Raw genomic sequence first — 18,567 nt, forward strand, 5'->3', positions numbered from 1 at the left:
CACAACGCCCTCTGCCCCTTTATAAACTTACTTTGTCACAGCCTGCTCTGTGTTCGGAACCCCTTCCGCCTTATAATCAAAGTGATCAAAATCAGCGGGCCGCTTTCTGCCGCTGTAATCCTGACAGGCCATGCCGATAAACGTGCCGGTAAAGCGGACATCAGCCGCCGAGTCATCTGACATATGCGTCGTATCGAGCTCTTGCCCGATCAGCTGCCAGTTTTCATCTTCTGTGCGGTATGAAAACTGCATACGGTCGTAGGAAATCGACACCTTCAGCTCGACCGGCCCCTCCTGGGTGATTCGCTTTGCAGGATGGAGCAGCTCTTCGTACTGTCCGTTTTTCGTGCGGATCAGCTGCAGCACACGGCCTTTGCTTTCATGATACGTGACGTGCAGGTACACATGATCCTCGGTGTCATAATAAACGACAAGCCCCGCCTTCTGCTGATACGTATCCGGGTCGAATGAAAGCTTCGTTGCTGCTGTGCACACAAACGCTGTCTGCCTTCTTGCAACGAGCGACTGTTTATGCACCGAGCTGAGTGACTCCCGCCCGTAAAGGCGCAGATGCCCAGAAGCCTCTTTTAACGTACACCACGACTCCTCCATCGGAACACGCAGCGAATTCCAGTTTCCGTGCAGCTCTGTTCCTTCAAACGTATCACGCACCGGAAGCTCGTTGATCGTGCTTTCCGGCAGATCCGGCCCCTCTACAAATTCAGCCGGTCGATTGCCGCCATGTGCAAGTCTCGGCCACCCGTCCTCGGTCCAGATAATCTTCTGAATCGCTGTTTCTCGTCCAAGCGTGCAGTACGTTCCGTTTAACGGACGTCCGCAAAGGTGAACGAAGTACCACTCTCCGTTCTGCGTCTCCACAAGGCTTCCGTGACCCGCCTTTTGCAGCACGAGCGTGTCATCGCCGCGCGAGGTGATCAGCGGGTAATCCGGATCCGTTTCGTACGGGCCTTCCAAACTGCGCGAGCGTGCGACTGATTCTGCATGCTCATAGCGCGTACCGCCTTCCGCTACAATCAAGTAGTACCAGCCGTCCTTTTTATAAAGGTGCGGCCCTTCCGTTAATTTAAGATCGGTTCCTTCATAAATCGTGCGAACCGGTCCTGTCAGTTCGCCCGCCGCCTCATCAAATTCCTGCAGCACGATGCCGGCAAACGGATGATTGCCTTCGCGGTAGTCCCAGATCATATTCACGAGCCACTTGCGGCCGTCATCGTCATGAAACAACGACGGATCAAAGCCGCTGCTGTTCAGATAAACCGGCTCTGACCACGGGCCTTCGATGGCATCAGCTGTCACAAGATAATTATGGGCATCCTTATACGCCCCGTGCCATTGTTTAACGTCGGTATAAATCAGATAAAAGGTGCCATCGTGCCAGCTGAGGGCAGGTGCCCAAACGCCGCCGGAATTCATGTTGCCGCGCATATCCAGCTGACTCGTTCTGGTGAGCGGGCTCGACACGAACTCCCAGTGCTTTAAGTCGCGGGAATGATGAATCCGAACTCCCGGTAACCACTCAAATGTCGATGTCGCAATATAATAATCCTCGCCTACCCGCAAAATAGACGGATCGGCGTGAAATCCTGTTAGAATCGGGTTTTGGATTTGGGTCATAGCTGCTTCCTCCTTGAATAGTTTAGGTGCGGCGCTTCAGACGAATGACGTTCCAGGATGCATGCTTCAGCTCCACCTGAAGCTCCTGTTCTTCCCATGTGTGTGCCTTGCTGAGAGCCGGTTTAACGTTCTCCTGCGCCAGCGAATTGCCTGCTTTCAGGTCTTCATGGTGGAGTGTGATATGCTCCTCTACCTCGTAGCCCTTAAAATCATGCAGCGCGTAGTGGACGCGGATGTCCTCTTCCGTATGCCTGTTCAACGCAAAAATCGTAACTTCTTCTTCCTCTTCCCGATACACAACAGCAGAGTCCGTATGCGGCACATCGGTGAAGTCCTTCGTATCAAACTTCGGCGAGGCTGATACGGTGTGAAGCGATTTTCCTCGTCCGAATACGGAAGCGTGCATGTACGGATAATAAATCGTCTGCTTCCAGGAGCCTCCTCCGTTTTCCGTCACGATCGGAGCAATCACGTTCACGAGCTGCGCGAGACAGGCCATTTTAATACGGTCGGCGTGCTTTAAAAACGTAATCAGAATCCCGCCCACGAGCAGCGCGTCTTCCATGTTATAACGGTCCTCCAGCTGCGGCGGTGCCTGCTGCCAGCGTTCCAGTTTTTCATCAGCCTCGTTTGAGTGGTACCAGACGTTCCACTCATCAAAGCTCAGCATCATTGTTTTTTTACTTCGTTTTTTTGCCTTTAAATAATCACAAACCGAACGGACCGTGTTGATAAAATGCTCCAGCTCCATTGTGCTCGCCAGGTAGTTTTGCGAATCATTGTCGCGGTTGCCAAAATACTGATGGAGCGAAATGTAGTCGGCGACGTCATACGTATGCTCAAGCGTCACAGCTTCCCATTCCGGAAACGTCGGCATGCCGGAGCCCGAGCTGCCGCACGTGACCAGTTCAATATCAGGATCGACCTGGCGCATCGCTTTTCCGCTTTCTGCTGCAAGGCGTCCGTATTCGACCGCTGTCTTCTGGCCAATCTGCCAGTCACCGTCCATTTCGTTCCCGAGGCACCACGTTTTAAACTTGTGCGGTGCTTCATAGCCGTGCGAGCGGCGCAGGTCGCTCCAGTAAGAACCGGACGGATGATTGCAGTATTCCACCAGATTTCTGGCTGCATCAATTCCGCGCGTGCCGAGGTTGATCGCCATCATCACGTCTGAATTCGTTTTTTTGGCAAAGTCAGCGAATTCATTCGTGCCGAACTGGTTCGTTTCAATCACCTGCCAGGCGAGCTCGAGCCGTCGCGGCCTGTCCTCCTTCGGTCCAACCCCATCTTCCCAGTTGTAGGCAGACACCATGTTGCCGCCCGGATAGCGGATGATCGGCACTTGCAGATCCTTCACGAGCTCCAGCACATCCTTTCGAAATCCCTGCTCGTCTGCTTCTGGATGATCCGGCTCGTAAATACCTCCGTACACTGCTCTTCCCATATGCTCGATGAATGATCCGTAAATTCGTTCGTCTATATTTGCAATAACGGCACGCTTATCGAGCATGACGTTCGCTTGTTTGGTCATGATTGCTGCCACCCTTCCTGCTTTACTTGTGTTTTCATTGTCAGCCGTTCAATCGAGCGGTTTAAAAACCATGCCAGCATATACGCCAGCACGCTCCCCGAAAAGAAGAGAATCAGCGCTGGAAACGCGAGCGACAGATAAACGCCGCCCCAAACGATTACAGCAAACCCGACGGCGACATGCAGTCTGCCGAGAATAAACCGCGCCGTATAGCCAAGCGCCTGCACAATCCCGCCCTGGTAAAACACCCAGACTGGAAAAATCATCACCAGCATCAGTGCATAGAAGCTCACCACGAACAGAAATGCGAGAACGACGAGAAGCGGCAGGCTCCCCCCGGCACTGACGATCACCTGATAATTGATAAACAGCACGGCACCAATGACTGCAAGCAGCCACCCAGCACCATTTGCCTGCCAGAATTTTTGTTTATACACCTGCTTAAACTGTTTCCCTACACCGTCCTGTTCACCGTCGCGCACCCAGCGCTGCACCATTGTAAACAGGGCGTAGGTAGCTGGAAACAGCCCGAGTAAAACCCCTCCGAGCAGCGTAAAGCCGATCCAGATCATGTTAAGCCACGCGAACCGGCTGATAAACCGGAGGGCTTCTTCTACTTTCGCCGTCATGCACTCGTGCTCCTTTCGCTATTATCCTTTGACGCCTCCGGATGTCAGACCAGCAATAAAGAAGCGCTGGAAGAACAGGAAGAGGACGATAATCGGAATGATCGCCATCACCGAGCCGGAGAAAAGAATTTCATAGTTGTTGCCATAAGGTGTCAAGAGCGTCGCCAGTCCTACCGGCAGCGTGAACATATCATTGGAACGAAGCACGATGAGCGGCCAGAGGAAGTTATTCCAGCTGGAAAGGCCCTGTAAAATCGCCATCGCTGCAAACGAGGGCAGCATGAGCGGTGCCATGATACGCGCAAAGATCCCAAACTCGGTACAGCCGTCTACGCGTCCTGACTCCATCAGTTCCTTCGGAAGGCCGAGACAGTACTGGCGGAAGAAGAAGACCGCGATCGGTGCGACAATCAGTGGCAGCATCACACCAAAATACGTGTCAACAAGCCGCAGGTTTACCATCATCGTGTAAAGAGGAAGCATCATAATCTCGAATGGAATCATGAGAATAAGGAGAACGAGAATAAAAATGAAGCGCTTCCCTTTAAATTCATATAAAGCCAGCGCATAGCCGACCATGGAAGAGAAGAAAAGCGACAGCACAATCAGTACGCCGGATACAATCAGGCTGTTCACGTACCAGCGCCAGTATGCTCCAGCTTCCCCTCCAAAAATAACCTCAAAGTTTTCTACGGTAAACCCGCTGAAGAACAGCTCGGCCGTCAGCCCGAAGCGCATCAGGTCCGTCGATGGACTGAATGACGCGACTACGAGCGAGATGACCGGAAACAGCGCCACAAGCGAGATAAAGCTGAACATCAGGACGAGCAGCAGGCGGATGCCTTTTTCTTTCGGAGTCAGCTTCTTATCCATCATGAATCCTCCTTCTTAAACGCTCCGGTGACATAGAGCTGAATGATACTGACAACGAAGATGATGCCGAGCAGTACGATACCAATTGCTGCCCCGAAGCCCATGTCGTTGCGCTGAATCCCCTCTTGATAAATATAGCCGACGATCGTCAGACCAATGTTACCCGGTGAAGTCGTTTCAAAGAAAACGAAGCTCTCTTCAAACATGCGGAAGCCGTTAATCGTCGTAATCGTAGAGAGGAAAATGAAGATTGGCTTGATCGCCGGAAACGTCACGTTACGGAACTTCTGCCAGGCGTTTGCTCCGTCAATATCTGCTGCTTCATATAAATCCTTGCTGACATTCTGGAGGGCCGCCAGGTAGTAAAGAACGTTGACCCCCATCCAGCGCCAAGAAGCAAGACCGACCATAAGAAACATAGCCGTTGCCGCGCTGTATCGCCACTCCTGTGTCTCCAGTCCGATAAAGGAAAGCACTTGGTTTGCAAATGCCATATCAGATTCTCCGAAAATCATCCGGAAAATGGTACCGGCTACGATAACAGACGTCAGTGCCGGAATAAAGATTGCTGCCCGGAATACGTTTGTAAACATAATCAGTCTGTGATTTAAGAAAATCGCAAACAGCATAGGAATGAGCGTCAAAATTACTACGGTCCAGATCACGTAGATAGTCGTGTTCTGAACGGCCGTAAAGAAGACCGGATTGAATACCCTTTCAAAGTTTGAAAACCCGATATATTCTGTCTGTCCCGGCACGACGCGCTGAAAGCTCATATTAATTGCACTGATAAATGGATAAAGCGACAGCACCAGAAATGACAAAATAAATGGAGAAACAAAAATATACGGAGCTGCTGTTTTTGAATACAAAATACTCGAGCGCTTTTTCTTCTCCACCGTTCGTTCGGCAGTTCGTTCCATTGATGACCCTCCTTTTCAATCTACACCACTTTAGTTATTGAGTGAACTAAGTAGCTATGTAACACTGCAAGGTTCAAACTATTCTGATAGATGACTCGCTTCACCCCACCTCACTCCTATAACTAAAACGGTTACATATGCGTACAACCTGTACGTATGTATATGTGAGAATTATATTTTATTCTTGCTTTATTCGCAAGTTCAGAATTTTTTATTTCTTTATTTTCATAATTTATTCATGGTTTTAACCCTTTTGCATCAGTGCTTCTACCCCAACTCATCTTTTTTCAATTTTATTTGTCAGATTATTTTCTAATTGACTTGTACGCATAACTAAAATAAAATACTAATTAATCAATAATTTATTCAATGAATTATCTTCGTTGAATGCGCAGGACGATATTGAAGGAACTATTTCGTATCTGTCCTGCACCCAACACATCAGCATGTTTGGCGCTGTTCTGAAAGCGCTGACATGACATTGAAGGAGGAAGTGGAATGAAAAAGAGTCTTTGGCTGTCTTCTATGATTGGTTCTGCTCTGTTTTTAGCTGCCTGCGGAGGCGGCGGTAACGAAGATGGCAACGCCGGTAATGGAGATAATGCAGATGCAAGCGGCGGAGAGGCAGAAGAAACGGCAGTTGTCGGGGATGACATTGAGGGTGCAACGGAGCTTAGCTTCTGGACGTTCGCTGAAACGCATTCCGAATTTTTTGAGGATGCAGCTGAGCGTTGGAACGAAGAGAACGAAGATAATCCGATTCAATTGACGGCGGAAGTATATCCGTTTGATCAAATGCACAATAACCTGCTCCTGGCACTTCAGTCCGGTTCTGACGCTCCGGATATTGTCGACATTGAAATTGCCAGATTCCCTAACTTTCTTGTCGGCGATATTCAACTCGAGCCGCTCAACGATTTAATCGAAGACGAGCTCGATCAGTTTATCACCGAACGGCTGGACATTTATGCGCAGGACGGAAACTATTACGGAGCCCCAACTCACTTAGGCGCAACCGTCGTCTACTATAATATGGAGATCATGGATGAAGCAGGCGTCGACATCGATGACATTCATACGTGGGATGACTATGTAGAAGCCGGCCAGCAGGTTGTGGAAGCGACTGGCGTTCCGATGACGACAGTATCTGCTAACTGGTACGGCCTATGGCCTTTCGTTGCTCAGCAGGGATCTGATTTCTTCAATGATGATCATGAATTGACACTTGCAAATGAGACAAACATCGAAACTCTGCAGTTCATGTCTGATCTCGTTAACGAATACGAAATTGCCCAGATCACACCAGGTGACGAGAATCATTCTGAGGAATACTACGGGTTTATGAACAGCGGAGGTGCTGCTTCCACGGTGATGCCGCTCTTCTTTATGTCCAACTTCCTCGCAGAGATGCCGGATCTTGAAGGTAAAATGGAAATTCGTCCAATGCCGGTCTTTGACGATGATGATGCACGTACCGTCGGGATGGGCGGAACAGGTACAGCTGTAACTAGCCAGTCAGATGATGTTGATCTGGCAAAAGAATTCCTCTACTTTGCCAAAATGTCAGAGGAAGGCAACATTAACCTCTGGACGCAGCTAGGCTTTGATCCACCGCGCTGGGACGTTTGGGATACGGAAGAAATTCAGGCGGACAGTGAATTTTATGAGTACTTTAATGATGATATCTTCGACCTTCTCCTGGACATCCGGGATGAAGTAGAAGGCGTTAATATTACGCAGCATACTCCGGATGTACTGGACGAGATTAATACAAACATCATGTTTAACGTAATCCGTGAACAGTCCCAGACGCCGGAAGAAGCGCTTGAGCAGGCAGAAGAAAGCATTCGTCCGCGTATGGATCAATAATCAATTCCCCGTTCAGCCGGCCGTGCGAAAGCAACTGCAGCCGGCTGAATCTTTTAGCAAACGAAAGGAGGAAGCGTCGTGCTTGAACTGTTGAAACAGGAGGTGCTCGAAGCAAACCTCGCCCTCCCCCGCCATGAACTCGTGACGTTTACGTGGGGAAATGCAAGCGGTTTTGATGAGGAATCGAAGCTGATGGTAATAAAGCCGAGTGGGGTAAGCTATGACGAATTGACGGCTGAACAGATGGTCGTGGTGAATCTTGACGGCCGCACCGTTGAAGGCGAACTCCGTCCGTCGTCTGATACCCCGACCCATCTGGAGCTGTACCGCCGCTTTCCCGGCATTGCCGGCATCGTACATACCCACTCGCCGTGGGCCACCAGCTGGTCACAGGCCGGCATGGACCTGCCCGTCTTCGGTACGACTCATGCCGATTACTTTAATGGAGCCGTGCCATGTACGAGACCTATGACCGCTGCTGAAATCAGCGGCGATTATGAGCTTGCGACCGGAAACGTGATTGCGGAAACATTTGAAGCAAACGGAATTTCCCCGCTGGAGGTTCCAGCTGTCTTTGTTCACGGTCACGCACCGTTTACGTGGGGAGCGAGTCCGGCTGATGCCGTCTATCATGCCGTCGTACTTGAGGAAACGGCCAAAATGGGCTCGCGAACAAAAGCGCTTCAGCCGGATGTGTCCGGCATATCGCCCGAGCTGCTCAACAAGCATTTCTCACGAAAACACGGCAGTCATGCCTATTACGGGCAGACTGGAAAGGAGGAAAGCCGATGAAAAAATATGCAATAGGCGTCGATTTTGGAACGGAATCAGGAAGAGCCGTCCTCGTCTCCCTGGAGGATGGCCAAGAGCTTTCGGAGCACGTAACACCATATGCTCACGGCGTGATGGATACAGCGCTTCCGGACGGCACGAAGCTTGGTCATGAATGGGCGCTGCAGCATCCGCAGGATTATTTGGATGTACTGTATACGTCCGTTCCCGCTGTTATCCAAGCTGCGGACGCCGACCCTAATGAGGTTGCCGGCATAGGTATTGATTTTACCGCCTGCACGATGCTCCCGGTAGATGAACACGATCAGCCGCTCTGCTTGAAGGAAGCTTATAAGAACGATCCGCACAGCTGGGTGAAGCTCTGGAAGCACCATGCTGCCCAGCCGCATGCAGACCGGTTGAATGAACGTGCAGCGGAATTGGGAGAAGACTTTATTAACCGCTTTGGCGGCAAGCTGTCGTCTGAATGGATGCTCGCGAAAGCCTATCAAATTGCGGACGAAGCACCTCACATTTATGACCAGGCAGATAAATTTGTGGAAGCTGCTGACTGGGTCATTTCCCAGCTTACCGGCACCTTTACACGCAACAGCTGCACGGCCGGTTATAAAGCCGCTTGGCATAAAGAAGAAGGCTTCCCGCCTGATTCGTTTTTCGCATCCGTTCATCCAAAGCTTGAAAACCTTGTCTCCGGGAAATTGAAGGGGCCGATTCTTCCGCCAGGCGCGAAAGCCGGCTCGATCACCGCCTCTGCCGCAGAAAGAACAGGCCTTCCGGAGGGCTCGCCGGTTGCTGTCGCCAATGTCGATGCGCACGTTTCTGTCCCCGCAGTCGGCGTTGTAAAAGAAGGCAGCATGGTGATGGCGATGGGAACCTCGATCTGTCATATGCTGCTTGGAAAAGAGGAGAGATATGCGGAGGGAATCTGCGGGGTTGTGGAAGACGGCATTTTACCCGGCTACTACGGCTACGAAGCCGGCCAGTCGGCAGTTGGAGACATTTTCGCCTGGTTTGTTGATACGTGTGTGCCAGCCTCCCTCACCGAGGAAGCTGAAGAAAAAGGCCTGTCGATTCATGAGCTGCTGACAGAAAAAGCAGCAAAGCTTGAGCCCGGTGAAAGCGGCCTTGTCGCGCTAGACTGGTGGAACGGCAACCGCTCCACGCTCGTTGATACCCAGCTTTCCGGCTTGTTTATCGGTATGACCCTTCAGACGAAACCGGAAGAGCTATACCGCGCCCTGCTCGAGGCAACCGCCTTCGGAACCAAGCAGATCGTAGAAACCTTGCATCAGTCCGGTGTGCCGGTGAACGATTTATATGCCTGCGGCGGACTTCCCCGGAAAAACCCGCTGCTTATGCAAATATACGCGGATGTAACAGAACGGCCGATTTATACAGCTGATTCCGTACAGACGCCGGCACTCGGCTCCGCTATGTTTGCAGCAGTCGCCGCCGGTGAAGAAAACGGCGGGTTTGCAACCATCACCGATGCGGCAGCACGCATGGCACGAGTAAAAGATGACGTGTATCAGCCGTCACTCGAGAAGCGCGATGCTTACCGTGATTTGTACAGCGCTTATAAAGAACTGCACGATTATTTCGGACGCAGCAGCAGCCTTATGAAGAATCTGCTGCGCGGACGAACGAAAACACAAACGACAGAACCAGCAGGCGGTGGCAGCATTGAACGGTAACAGTGAATTTTGGATGTTAACAGGTAGTCAGCACCTATACGGTCCCGAAACACTCGATCAGGTGAACAGTCAGGCGAACGAAGTCGCTGGTCATCTGACAGAGACACTCCCCTTCCCTGTTAAAGCGCACGCGCTCGTGACGACTGAGCAAGAGATTACGCGAGCAATTCGCGAGGCAAACGAGCACGAAAGCTGTGCCGGCGTGATTGTATGGATGCACACCTTCTCTCCAGCCAAGCGCTGGATTCAGGGACTGATGGAGCTCGGCAAGCCAATGCTTCATTTTCATACCCAGCACCATGAACAGATCCCATGGCAGTCGATTGATATGGACTTTATGAACCTGAATCAGTCTGCGCACGGCGATCGGGAATTCGGCTTTATTTGCACGCGCCTCGGACTGAACCGTCGCGTCATTGCAGGCCACTGGAAGCATGAGGCGATTCAGCAGGACATTGCGTCCTGGATGCGGACGATGACGGCCGTGCAGGAAAGCCGTCAGCTGAAGGTGCTGCGCATCGGCGATAATATGCGCGGGGTCGCCGTCACAGAAGGTGACAAGGTTCAGGCGCAGAAAGATTTCGGCTGGACCGTAGACGGCTACGGCATCGGTGATATCGCGGATGCTGCAGACCGTTTTTCAGAGCAGGACATTCAGGCGCGCTTTGATGAATACAGCGACCGCTATTCGATTCCGGCAGCCAAGTCAGATGATGCATCTTTCCGGCAATCGGTCTGGGAGCAGGCGAAAATCGAGCTTGGCATCGAAGCCATGCTGACCGAAAACGGCTATCATGCGTTTACAACAACCTTTGAAGATTTGCACGGCGTGCCTCAGCTTCCCGGCCTGGCCGTCCAGCGCTTAATGGAGAAAGGCTACGGCTTTGCCGGTGAGGGTGATTGGAAAACAGCCGCTCTTCTGCGCATGATGAAAACGATGACCGGCAACGACCGGACAAGCTTCATGGAAGACTATACGTACCACTTTACGCCGGAAGGCACGCAGGTTCTGGGCTCGCACATGCTGGAAGTGTGCCCGACAATCGCTGCAAATACCCCTGATATCGCCGTTCACCCGCTTGGCATTGGCGGTAAAAACGATCCTGCCCGGCTCATTTTTGACGGCATTGAAGGCGAGGCGGTTAACGTCAGCATCGTCGATATGGGCGGCCGCTTCCGCATGATTGCAAACGACGTGACGGCCGTCCGCGTTCCGGAAAGCACGCCGGAGCTCCCGGTAGCCAAAGTTCTTTGGGAGCCGAAGCCGGACTTCCGCACCTCTGCTGAGGCCTGGATTTATGCCGGCGGCGCGCATCATACCGTGCTCTCATTCAGTGCGACGAGGCACCAGGCAGCTGACCTCGCCGACGCACTCGGCATCGAATTCGTCAGCATCGACGCGAACACGGATCTCTTTACGTTCCGCCAGATGCTAAAGCAGCTTTAGCAGAGACAGCCGGCTCCCCCTGCCGGCTGCTTTTTTGACGTCGAGGGGGGTGCGGAAAAGTTGATGGTATTGAGTAGCAAGTTGATCATTTGACTGGTCCAAATGAACGTTTATTCGTTATAGCAGGTTCAAGTTGAAGCTCGTAAACAGTTGCCATACGTTGTTGAAGCTTTTTAAGGAAAAGTTGAATAAATGACAGGCGAGGTTAATACGTTAGCCGCAGAAGTTGAATACTTTCTTGAAAGGTCAACCCCGTTATCGACCTCTGCAGGCTGCGCCTGCCTTTGGTAAAACCGTTTCAGTAACCTCAAACAAACGAATACACGCAGCGAAGCGGTGCATCGCTGCGTATTCATTTTCATTCGGCCGATTCAAGCCGTCATGTTTTTCTTCAAATGATAACTTTCGATTTGAAATGAAATCTTCATCTTGGCAAATGATACGTTTTTCGTTATAGCGCACGCCGTTTGATAACAATGATAAGTTGACTGCTGAAAATGAAACGTTTGAGGGCGAGAATGAAAACTTCCAGCCCTCAAATGAAAAGTTTCCGCCGCAGCTTGATAACTTTACCTCATTCGATCCCCCATCCCCCGCCGCAAAAAAACCGCTCTGCACAAAGCAGAACGGCTTTCCTCCCTTTATTTATCTCCTCTGAAGGACAAGCCTTTAAGGAAGTATTTATTAAAGAATAAATACAGGATCAAAACAGGCAGCGTAAAGACCATGGAGGCTGCCATGATGTAGTTCCAGTAGGTCGCATAGTCAGACTGGAAGGCATTTAAGCCGACCGGCAGCGTATACATGGAGGCATCAGTCATAATAATGAGCGGTGCCATAAAGTTGTTCCAGAAACCCATGAATACGAAGATCGCCATTGCACCAAGCGCCGGCTTCGCCATTGGCATAACGATCCGGAAAAACGTCCCGATACGGCTCAGTCCGTCGATCGCGGCGGCTTCTTCTACTTCTTTCGGGAAGTTAACGAAAAACTGGCGCATCATGAAAATGAACGTGGCATTAATCATGCCAGGAACGATTAATCCCTGGTAGCTGTTCAGCCAGCCTAGCTCCCGCAAAATAAGGAAGTTCGGAATCATTGTCACCTGAGCCGGAATCATCAGAACAGCGAGCACGATTACGAACCAGGCAGTGCGGCCCGGGAAACTGACACGTGCGAGCGCGTATCCTGCCATCGAGTTAAATACCAGATTCAACGCTGTCCCAACGACCGCGACAATCACACTGTTTAACAGCCAGCGCGGGAAGAGCGCCTGCTCGGTAAAAATCGTCACGTAGTTATCAAACGTAAAGTTCTCCGGGAATATATTCAGTCCGGCTGACAAGATTTCGTTCAACGGCTTAAACGACGCTGACAGGGCCCACGCGAACGGCAGCAGCGTGATAAACGCATAGCTGATCAGCAGGATGTAGAGAAACGGCTTTAGGATGTTCGTTTTCTTTTTCTGCATGCTGGGGTCCCTCCTTTAATAAACCTGTTCATCCTTTTGCAGCTTTCGCTGAATCAGCGTAGCTGCCAGGATGATGAGTGCAAGTGATACAGCCAATGCTGCTGCGTAGCCCATTTGGTTGTTCGAGAACGCATACTGATAAATCAGCAGGACGACCGTGAGCGTTGAGTTGTTCGGTCCGCCAGAGCCTCCGGAGAACATGTAGGACTGGTCAAACAGCTGGAACGTTCCGATAACACCGATGATGACGACAAATCCGGTCACCGGGCGCAGCAGCGGAACAGTGACATACCAGAATTTCTGAATCGGTCCAGCTCCATCAAGCTCCGAAGCCTCGTAAAGCGACTCTGATATATCCTGAAGCGCTGCCAGGTAGATCACCATAAACATCGGTGCCGTCGCCCAAATGTTCATAATCATAATCGATATAAGCGCAACGCTTGGATCATTGATCCAGTTATATGTAGGAAGACCGACAGAACCAAGCATCGAGTTCACCAGCCCGTCCGGACGGTACATCCACATGAAAATCATGACGAGTACGGCAGACGAGGTCAAAGTCGGCAGGAAATAAATAACTCTGAACCATCTCTCTCCCTTCATTCCTGCATTCAGCGTCGCAGCAAGAACCAAGGCAAGGATCGTCTGCGTCGGCACCACAATCACGACGTAAAAAGCTGTATTTTGTAAGGCGATGATGGCTCGGTCGTCCTGAACCATTCTTGTAAAGTTATCAAAGCCGACAAAATCTAGATTAGTTCCTCCGAGAAGGGATACATTATTAAACGCCAGGTACAGCGCGAACAAGATCGGTCCAATTAAAAAAACGACGATCGTAAAGATGGTGGGGGACATAAACAAATAGCCCTGACCGGCATCTCTCAGCTGGCTTTTTGAAAGCTTCCACTTCCCCATGATAAGAACCCCTTTCTATGACTAAACCACTCAGTATGTCATTCTTTTCCGCCCATTTGGACCGGGAGCGTAGACTCCCGGCCTGCCAGGCGATTCGTTAATTATCGATTTCGTTATTGGCTGTTCGCTCTGCTTCTTCCATCGCTTCCTGCAGCGTCTGCTCGCCCAGGAACGTGCTTGAGAACTGGTTTTCAAAGTTGGAATTGATGATAGGCAGATTCGTATCGTCTGCCCAGACTGTCGCGTAGCTTGCCCCTTCAATAAACGGCTCATATATATCATCGTCTGCATAATCAAGCTGTTCTGCTACGGACTGCCTGGAAGGAAGCGCCAGGCCGCTTGATGTCCATATTTCCATGCCGTCTTCGCCAGTCAGAAACTCAATCAGCTGCCACGCTTCCTCTTTTACTTCTGACTCTGCGTTCATGGAGTACGACACGGTATACGCCATCGTGGACCGCTCGTCTTCGATCACCGGTACTTCCACCACGCCGTAATCGACTTCCGGGAACGCGTCTTCCATAAATTCAATCATCCAGTTCCCTTCGAGAATCATAGAAGCTCGGCCCGTACCGAACATATCGCCGCCCCACTCTGCACCGATGTCAGCCGGCGAGGCACCGATTTCGGATTCATTACGCATATCCACGATCGGCTGCAGAGCCTCAATCACAGCGGGATCGGTAAAGTTAGCCATGTTGTCCTGCACCACATCGCCGCCAAGCGATTCCGCGATAAAGTAAAGACGTGCCAAGTCTGTCACGATCCCGAAGCCATAGCGGTCTTCTGTTGTCAGCTCCGCTGCAATTTCTTCCATTTCATCCCACGTTTCCGGCGGGTTGTCGATGCCGGCTTCTTCAAAATGCTCTTTGTTGTAAAAAAGCGCGAGCGTCGAGGTGTCCTTCGGCAGTCCCCAAAGCTCATCATCCCGACGGAACGCATCGATTAACGGTTCTTCAAAGTCATCGATATTAAATTCATCTGTTACATATCCTTCCAGCGGCTCCAGTACGCCTGCATCTATCAGCCCCGGCGCCTCAAACGCATCGAGGAAAAAGACGTCCGCTGCTTCACCGCCGATCAGCCTCGTACGAAGAACATCCATGTACTGATCTGCAATCGTATCCACTTCTACCGTAATATGCGGGTATTCTTCTTCGAACGCTGCAATTGTTTCTTCAAAATAGCGCTGCTCTGTTGGCGAGGACTGCCAGCCGGTAAGACGGACCGTGACCTCTTCCTGCTCCCCATTGTTTTCATCACCGCCGTTACCTGCCGCTTCACTGCCGTCATTATCGCCGCCGCATGCGGCAAGCAGCCCCACTGAAACCAATCCTGCTCCTGCCAACCAAGCCTTGTTGCTCCATCGCATTTTTTTCATCCTCATCTTCCCCTTTCAGTTTTAGAGTGAACGAGTTGCCTGCTGATCTTTTTCTGATTTCACAATGTCACAGCCTGTCGTGTTTTCGTTGATCGTCACGCTGAAATTGGACGCTTGCCGTTGAACCTCAAAGCTCAAATGGCCATCACCGATTTTCATGTCGTTTATCGTAAGCTGATTTACTCCTTCAGGAAGGAGCGGATCCAGCGTGATCGTGCCTGCTGCAGTATTAGGAAAAAGTCCCAGCATCGCCTGTACGAACAGCAGCGGCGTCCCTGCTGCCCATGCCTGCGGCGAGCAGGCAACCGGATATTTCACCGCTTTGCCTTTAGCTTCATAGCCGCAGAACAATTCCGGGAGCCGGTCATATTCAAAGGAATCGGCTGAGGCGATTAAGCCGCTCATTGCTTTTGCAGCAGCTTCTTTGTTGCCTGTTCGGCTCATGCCGAGGATGATCAGACTGTTATCGTGCGGCCACACCGTGCCGTTATGGTAGCTGATCGGGTTGTAGCCTGCTTCTCCCCGCCCCATCGTCCGGATGCCGTAGCCGGAGTACATTTTTTCAGACGTCAGCATGCCGCTGACAAGTCGTGCTCGCTCCTCGTCAAGCATCCCGGACATTAAGACATGACCTGGATTGGAGGTGATGGTTCCCACCTGCTGCTTCTGCTTGTCGAGTGCGAGCGCATAATAACCCAATTCCTCTATCCAGAAATGTTCGTCAAAGCGGTGTTTCAATTTCTCGGCCTCGCTGCGAAGGACTTCTGCCTTCTCCGTCTTGCCTTTTTGCTCATACACCGCTGCTATACTCGTTTTTGCCTGGTACACGTAGCCCTGTACTTCGGAAAGCGCGATGGGTGTTTCTCCAAGCTCACCAGTTCGATGGACGATCGAGTCACCGGAATCCTTCCAGCCTTGGTTGGCAATCCCTTTTGCAGCTTCCTGATGGTACTCGACAAAGCCATCACCATCCCGGTCCCCGTAGTGATCGATCCAGTCGAGCGCGGCTTCCACGTTTTGCTCCAGCTCCTCAAACAGGGCCGTGTCCCCGGTCCATTTCATATACTCGCTCAGCAGAACTAGGAAAAGAGGCGTCGCATCGATCGTTCCGTAATAAGGAGTAAACGGTATCTGGCCGGTATTCGCCAGTTCACCAAACCGGATTTCGTGCATGATTTTACCCGGTTCCTCATCCCACCAGCTGTCTTTCTTTGTGCCTTGCTCAGCAGCCATCGTGCACAACGTTCCTTTTGCAATCGAGGGATTGAATGGGAGCATTTGCAGGGCGGCGATCAGGCTGTCTCGTCCAAACGGAACAGCAAACCATGGCAGGCCCGCTACCGGAAAGGCACCGTGACCCAAATCTGTTAACAGCACGCGCAGATCCGTCAGCCCACGGTCGATCAGCCGCTGCAGCGGAGCGTGATCGGTCTTCACAGTTGTCGTATTCGTTTTCCAGTCTTTATACTGCTCGCGCAATCGCTCAAGCGCCTCGTCAAAAGCGAGCGTCCTTGTCTCTTCCTGCTTTAGCGACGGTGCAATTTGCACGTCGATTACTTCGGCTTCGTCGTGCTCCAAGCTGCATGAGAAAACGACTTCTCCTTTTTCCGATACTGAAGACGCATCCGGCTTCCACGTGGCTTTTGTGCTCCGCTCCACGTGATCTGCTCCAAGATAGCGAAGCGTCAGGCTGTTAGGAGCTAAAATCGGCGGACGTTTTTGACCTGTTTTGCCATGCTGAAAGCCACGGACGATAAACATGTCGTGAAAATCTGCATCAAGCTGCAAACTGACCGTGAATTGTGCAGCTGACGGATTGTAGTTCCGGGCCGTAATCCGCTCATACAGTACGTCATTATAAATAAACCGTTCACGCTTCAGTTCAATAGATTCACGCCAAAGCGTCACTCCATCCTCGTCTTCCATATGAGGATTTGTCAGCAGCATTGTGGCGTGATAAGCATCATCTGCGGTGGACGAGAGCAAAATCGGTTTCTCGCCATTGATTTTTAAACTGTAGCTGCTTAAAAAGCGTGTATCCTTTGCATATAATCCAGGACCATACGGGTGATCTTTCGGGATATCTCCGCTTTCATCTGTCAGGAAAAACAAATCGTTTTCTTTGATGACCCTATAATTCATGAACAACAACCTCCAGCAAGTTATAGAAATGGTCCGAAACGTTTTGGATAATAGTTCGAAAAATAATCCGAAACGTTTCGGATTTATGTACAAGATAGCAGCTCCTTATGATGGAGCAGGAGCTGTCGTTTCTCTGACGATTAATTGATTGTCTAAAACTGCCTTTCTCGCACCGTCAGATTTGGCGAGCATGGATGTCAGCAGTTTTGCGGCTTCATAGCCCATTTGATATTTATCCTGGCTGATCGTGGTCAGCGGCGGGGACGCATATTCCGAGAGAACAATGTTATCAAAGCCTACGATGGATAAATCCTCCGGGACGCGCAGATTCAGTCTTGCGGCGGCTCTCATCACACCGAGCGCCATCAAGTCACTGGCACAAAACATAGCCGTTACTTCTGGATGCTGCTGCAAAAATGTATAGGCTTCTGTTTCTGCAGCAGGCTCGAGAAATTCGCCGTTAAGCACATATTCGTCCTTTACGTTGATACCAGCATCATTCAGCTCACGTTCATATCCTTTGCGCCGCTTCATACTGACGTGTGCCTGGTCGTGGCCGTTCATCATCGCAATCCGGGTATGTCCGAGATTTAAAAGATGCTTCACCGCCATCTGGGCACCAAAGACGTTATCTGTCGTCACGTAGCCCACGTTATCCGCTTCTACTTCCACATCGACTAGCACGCACGGAATACTGCTGTTCAGCACATCCTGAATGTACGGGTCATCGAGCTTGATTCCCTGCATGATGACGCCTTCCACCTGACGCTCCCGGCACAGCTGTGAATAGCTTTTCTGCTGCTGCTTATCCGGGTTCGTACTGATCAAAATTAAATCATAGCCAATGTCAGACGCTGAATCGTTAATACCGCACATGACTTCAAACGTAAACATATCCTTTGCACCGGACCTGTTCAGCTCTGAAACGAGCAGCCCGATGGTGCGAGACTTGTTCATCACTAAGCTTCGCGCCAGGCTGTTCGGTGAATAATTGAGCCGTTCAGCTGTTTCTTCGATTCGTTTCCTCGTTTTTTCACTGACATCGGAATACCCGTTTAACGCTCGGGAAACCGTTGTGACAGAAACGCCTGCCTCTTTTGCAATATCTTTTATCGTGGCCATCATTCACCTCCCGAAACGTTTTGGATAACTTGTGTTCGATTATGTCACAACATGAAAGGGCTTGCAAGGTTTTTTTAGAAAAACAGTATGAGAATCGATTAACAGCCTCGCCGTAGCCACTATATAAACTTGCAGCAAAGTT

15 protein-coding genes are annotated in these 18,567 nt (G+C 50.9%); 4 read left to right on the forward strand and 11 right to left on the reverse strand.

Features of this window, described 5'->3' with window-relative positions; all coding sequences use genetic code 11:
* Positions 1-27 precede the first annotated feature (27 nt).
* The 5 genes from ACFO4L_RS12145 to ACFO4L_RS12165 are packed head-to-tail and all read right to left on the reverse strand — an operon-like array spanning position 28 to position 5,591.
* A complete protein-coding gene (locus ACFO4L_RS12145; RefSeq protein ID WP_377909942.1) occupies positions 28-1,635 on the reverse strand; it encodes a glycoside hydrolase family 43 protein in 1,608 nt (535 codons plus the stop codon).
* Positions 1,636-1,657: 22 nt separating this feature from the next.
* Positions 1,658-3,166 (reverse strand): arabinosylfuranosidase ArfA, encoded by a 1,509-nt coding sequence (gene arfA, locus ACFO4L_RS12150; RefSeq protein ID WP_377909943.1) that lies wholly within the window; start codon positions 3,164-3,166, stop codon positions 1,658-1,660.
* Entirely contained in the window at positions 3,163-3,795 is a 633-nt protein-coding gene (locus tag ACFO4L_RS12155) for a YesL family protein (protein ID WP_377909944.1), read from the reverse strand. The genes arfA and ACFO4L_RS12155 overlap by 4 nt, the downstream gene beginning before the upstream one ends.
* Positions 3,796-3,816: 21 nt before the next feature.
* Positions 3,817-4,668 carry a carbohydrate ABC transporter permease gene (locus ACFO4L_RS12160; protein ID WP_377909945.1) on the reverse strand — a complete coding sequence of 284 codons (852 nt, stop codon included), beginning with the start codon at positions 4,666-4,668 and terminating at the stop codon, positions 3,817-3,819.
* Positions 4,668-5,591 carry a carbohydrate ABC transporter permease gene (locus tag ACFO4L_RS12165; protein WP_377909946.1) on the reverse strand — a complete coding sequence of 308 codons (924 nt, stop codon included), beginning with the start codon at positions 5,589-5,591 and terminating at the stop codon, positions 4,668-4,670. Before ACFO4L_RS12165 ends, ACFO4L_RS12160 begins: the two co-directional genes overlap by 1 nt.
* A 498-nt stretch (positions 5,592-6,089) precedes the next feature.
* Here ACFO4L_RS12165 and ACFO4L_RS12170 point away from each other — a divergent pair, with 498 nt between their 5' ends.
* The 4 genes from ACFO4L_RS12170 (at position 6,090) to araA (ending at position 11,393) form a co-directional block, all read left to right on the forward strand.
* Positions 6,090-7,460, forward strand: coding sequence for an ABC transporter substrate-binding protein (locus tag ACFO4L_RS12170; RefSeq protein ID WP_377909947.1), 1,371 nt, complete (start codon positions 6,090-6,092; stop codon positions 7,458-7,460).
* A 78-nt stretch (positions 7,461-7,538) separates the two neighbouring features.
* Entirely contained in the window at positions 7,539-8,252 is a 714-nt protein-coding gene (locus ACFO4L_RS12175; protein WP_377909948.1) for an L-ribulose-5-phosphate 4-epimerase, read from the forward strand.
* Positions 8,249-9,946: a ribulokinase gene (locus ACFO4L_RS12180; protein ID WP_377909949.1), complete on the forward strand. Its 1,698-nt coding sequence runs from the start codon at positions 8,249-8,251 to the stop codon at positions 9,944-9,946. Before ACFO4L_RS12175 ends, ACFO4L_RS12180 begins: the two co-directional genes overlap by 4 nt.
* Positions 9,936-11,393, forward strand: coding sequence for an L-arabinose isomerase (araA, locus tag ACFO4L_RS12185; RefSeq protein ID WP_377909950.1), 1,458 nt, complete (start codon positions 9,936-9,938; stop codon positions 11,391-11,393). The genes ACFO4L_RS12180 and araA overlap by 11 nt, the downstream gene beginning before the upstream one ends.
* A gap of 255 nt (positions 11,394-11,648) precedes the next feature.
* On the opposite strand, the gene ACFO4L_RS12190 is transcribed toward araA, so the two are convergent.
* From ACFO4L_RS12190 to ACFO4L_RS12215, 6 genes are all read right to left on the reverse strand, one after another.
* Positions 11,649-12,011 carry a hypothetical protein gene (locus ACFO4L_RS12190; RefSeq protein WP_377909951.1) on the reverse strand — a complete coding sequence of 121 codons (363 nt, stop codon included), beginning with the start codon at positions 12,009-12,011 and terminating at the stop codon, positions 11,649-11,651.
* Positions 12,012-12,034: 23 nt separating this feature from the next.
* Positions 12,035-12,865, reverse strand: a complete 831-nt coding sequence (locus ACFO4L_RS12195) for a carbohydrate ABC transporter permease (RefSeq protein WP_377909952.1) — start codon at positions 12,863-12,865, stop codon at positions 12,035-12,037.
* Between the two features lie 15 nt (positions 12,866-12,880).
* Positions 12,881-13,780 carry a carbohydrate ABC transporter permease gene (locus ACFO4L_RS12200; RefSeq protein WP_377909953.1) on the reverse strand — a complete coding sequence of 300 codons (900 nt, stop codon included), beginning with the start codon at positions 13,778-13,780 and terminating at the stop codon, positions 12,881-12,883.
* A gap of 97 nt (positions 13,781-13,877) precedes the next feature.
* Positions 13,878-15,161 (reverse strand): ABC transporter substrate-binding protein, encoded by a 1,284-nt coding sequence (locus ACFO4L_RS12205; protein ID WP_377909954.1) that lies wholly within the window; start codon positions 15,159-15,161, stop codon positions 13,878-13,880.
* Between the two features lie 21 nt (positions 15,162-15,182).
* On the reverse strand, positions 15,183-17,303 hold the full coding sequence (locus ACFO4L_RS12210) for an amylo-alpha-1,6-glucosidase (RefSeq protein ID WP_377909955.1): 2,121 nt from the start codon (positions 17,301-17,303) through the stop codon (positions 15,183-15,185).
* A gap of 105 nt (positions 17,304-17,408) precedes the next feature.
* The gene (locus ACFO4L_RS12215; RefSeq protein ID WP_377909956.1) at positions 17,409-18,425 is read right to left on the reverse strand and encodes a LacI family DNA-binding transcriptional regulator; all 1,017 of its coding nucleotides are present in this window, start codon (positions 18,423-18,425) and stop codon (positions 17,409-17,411) included.
* Positions 18,426-18,567 lie beyond the last annotated feature (142 nt).

Origin of the sequence: Bacillus daqingensis (genome assembly GCF_042654445.1) — a bacterium.
GTDB lineage: Bacteria > Bacillota > Bacilli > Bacillales > Salisediminibacteriaceae > Alkalicoccus > Alkalicoccus luteus.

Coding starts and splice junctions, on each gene's coding strand:
- ACFO4L_RS12200 (WP_377909953.1), bottom strand. CDS start 13,780: ATGGGGAAGTGGAAGCTTTCAAAAAGCCAGCTGAGAGATGCCGGTCAG.
- ACFO4L_RS12195 (WP_377909952.1), bottom strand. CDS start 12,865: ATGCAGAAAAAGAAAACGAACATCCTAAAGCCGTTTCTCTACATCCTG.
- ACFO4L_RS12205 (WP_377909954.1), bottom strand. CDS start 15,161: ATGAAAAAAATGCGATGGAGCAACAAGGCTTGGTTGGCAGGAGCAGGA.
- ACFO4L_RS12160 (WP_377909945.1), bottom strand. CDS start 4,668: ATGGATAAGAAGCTGACTCCGAAAGAAAAAGGCATCCGCCTGCTGCTC.
- ACFO4L_RS12170 (WP_377909947.1), top strand. CDS start 6,090: ATGAAAAAGAGTCTTTGGCTGTCTTCTATGATTGGTTCTGCTCTGTTT.
- ACFO4L_RS12180 (WP_377909949.1), top strand. CDS start 8,249: ATGAAAAAATATGCAATAGGCGTCGATTTTGGAACGGAATCAGGAAGA.
- arfA (WP_377909943.1), bottom strand. CDS start 3,166: ATGACCAAACAAGCGAACGTCATGCTCGATAAGCGTGCCGTTATTGCA.
- ACFO4L_RS12210 (WP_377909955.1), bottom strand. CDS start 17,303: ATGAATTATAGGGTCATCAAAGAAAACGATTTGTTTTTCCTGACAGAT.
- ACFO4L_RS12165 (WP_377909946.1), bottom strand. CDS start 5,591: ATGGAACGAACTGCCGAACGAACGGTGGAGAAGAAAAAGCGCTCGAGT.
- ACFO4L_RS12215 (WP_377909956.1), bottom strand. CDS start 18,425: ATGGCCACGATAAAAGATATTGCAAAAGAGGCAGGCGTTTCTGTCACA.
- ACFO4L_RS12155 (WP_377909944.1), bottom strand. CDS start 3,795: ATGACGGCGAAAGTAGAAGAAGCCCTCCGGTTTATCAGCCGGTTCGCG.
- ACFO4L_RS12145 (WP_377909942.1), bottom strand. CDS start 1,635: ATGACCCAAATCCAAAACCCGATTCTAACAGGATTTCACGCCGATCCG.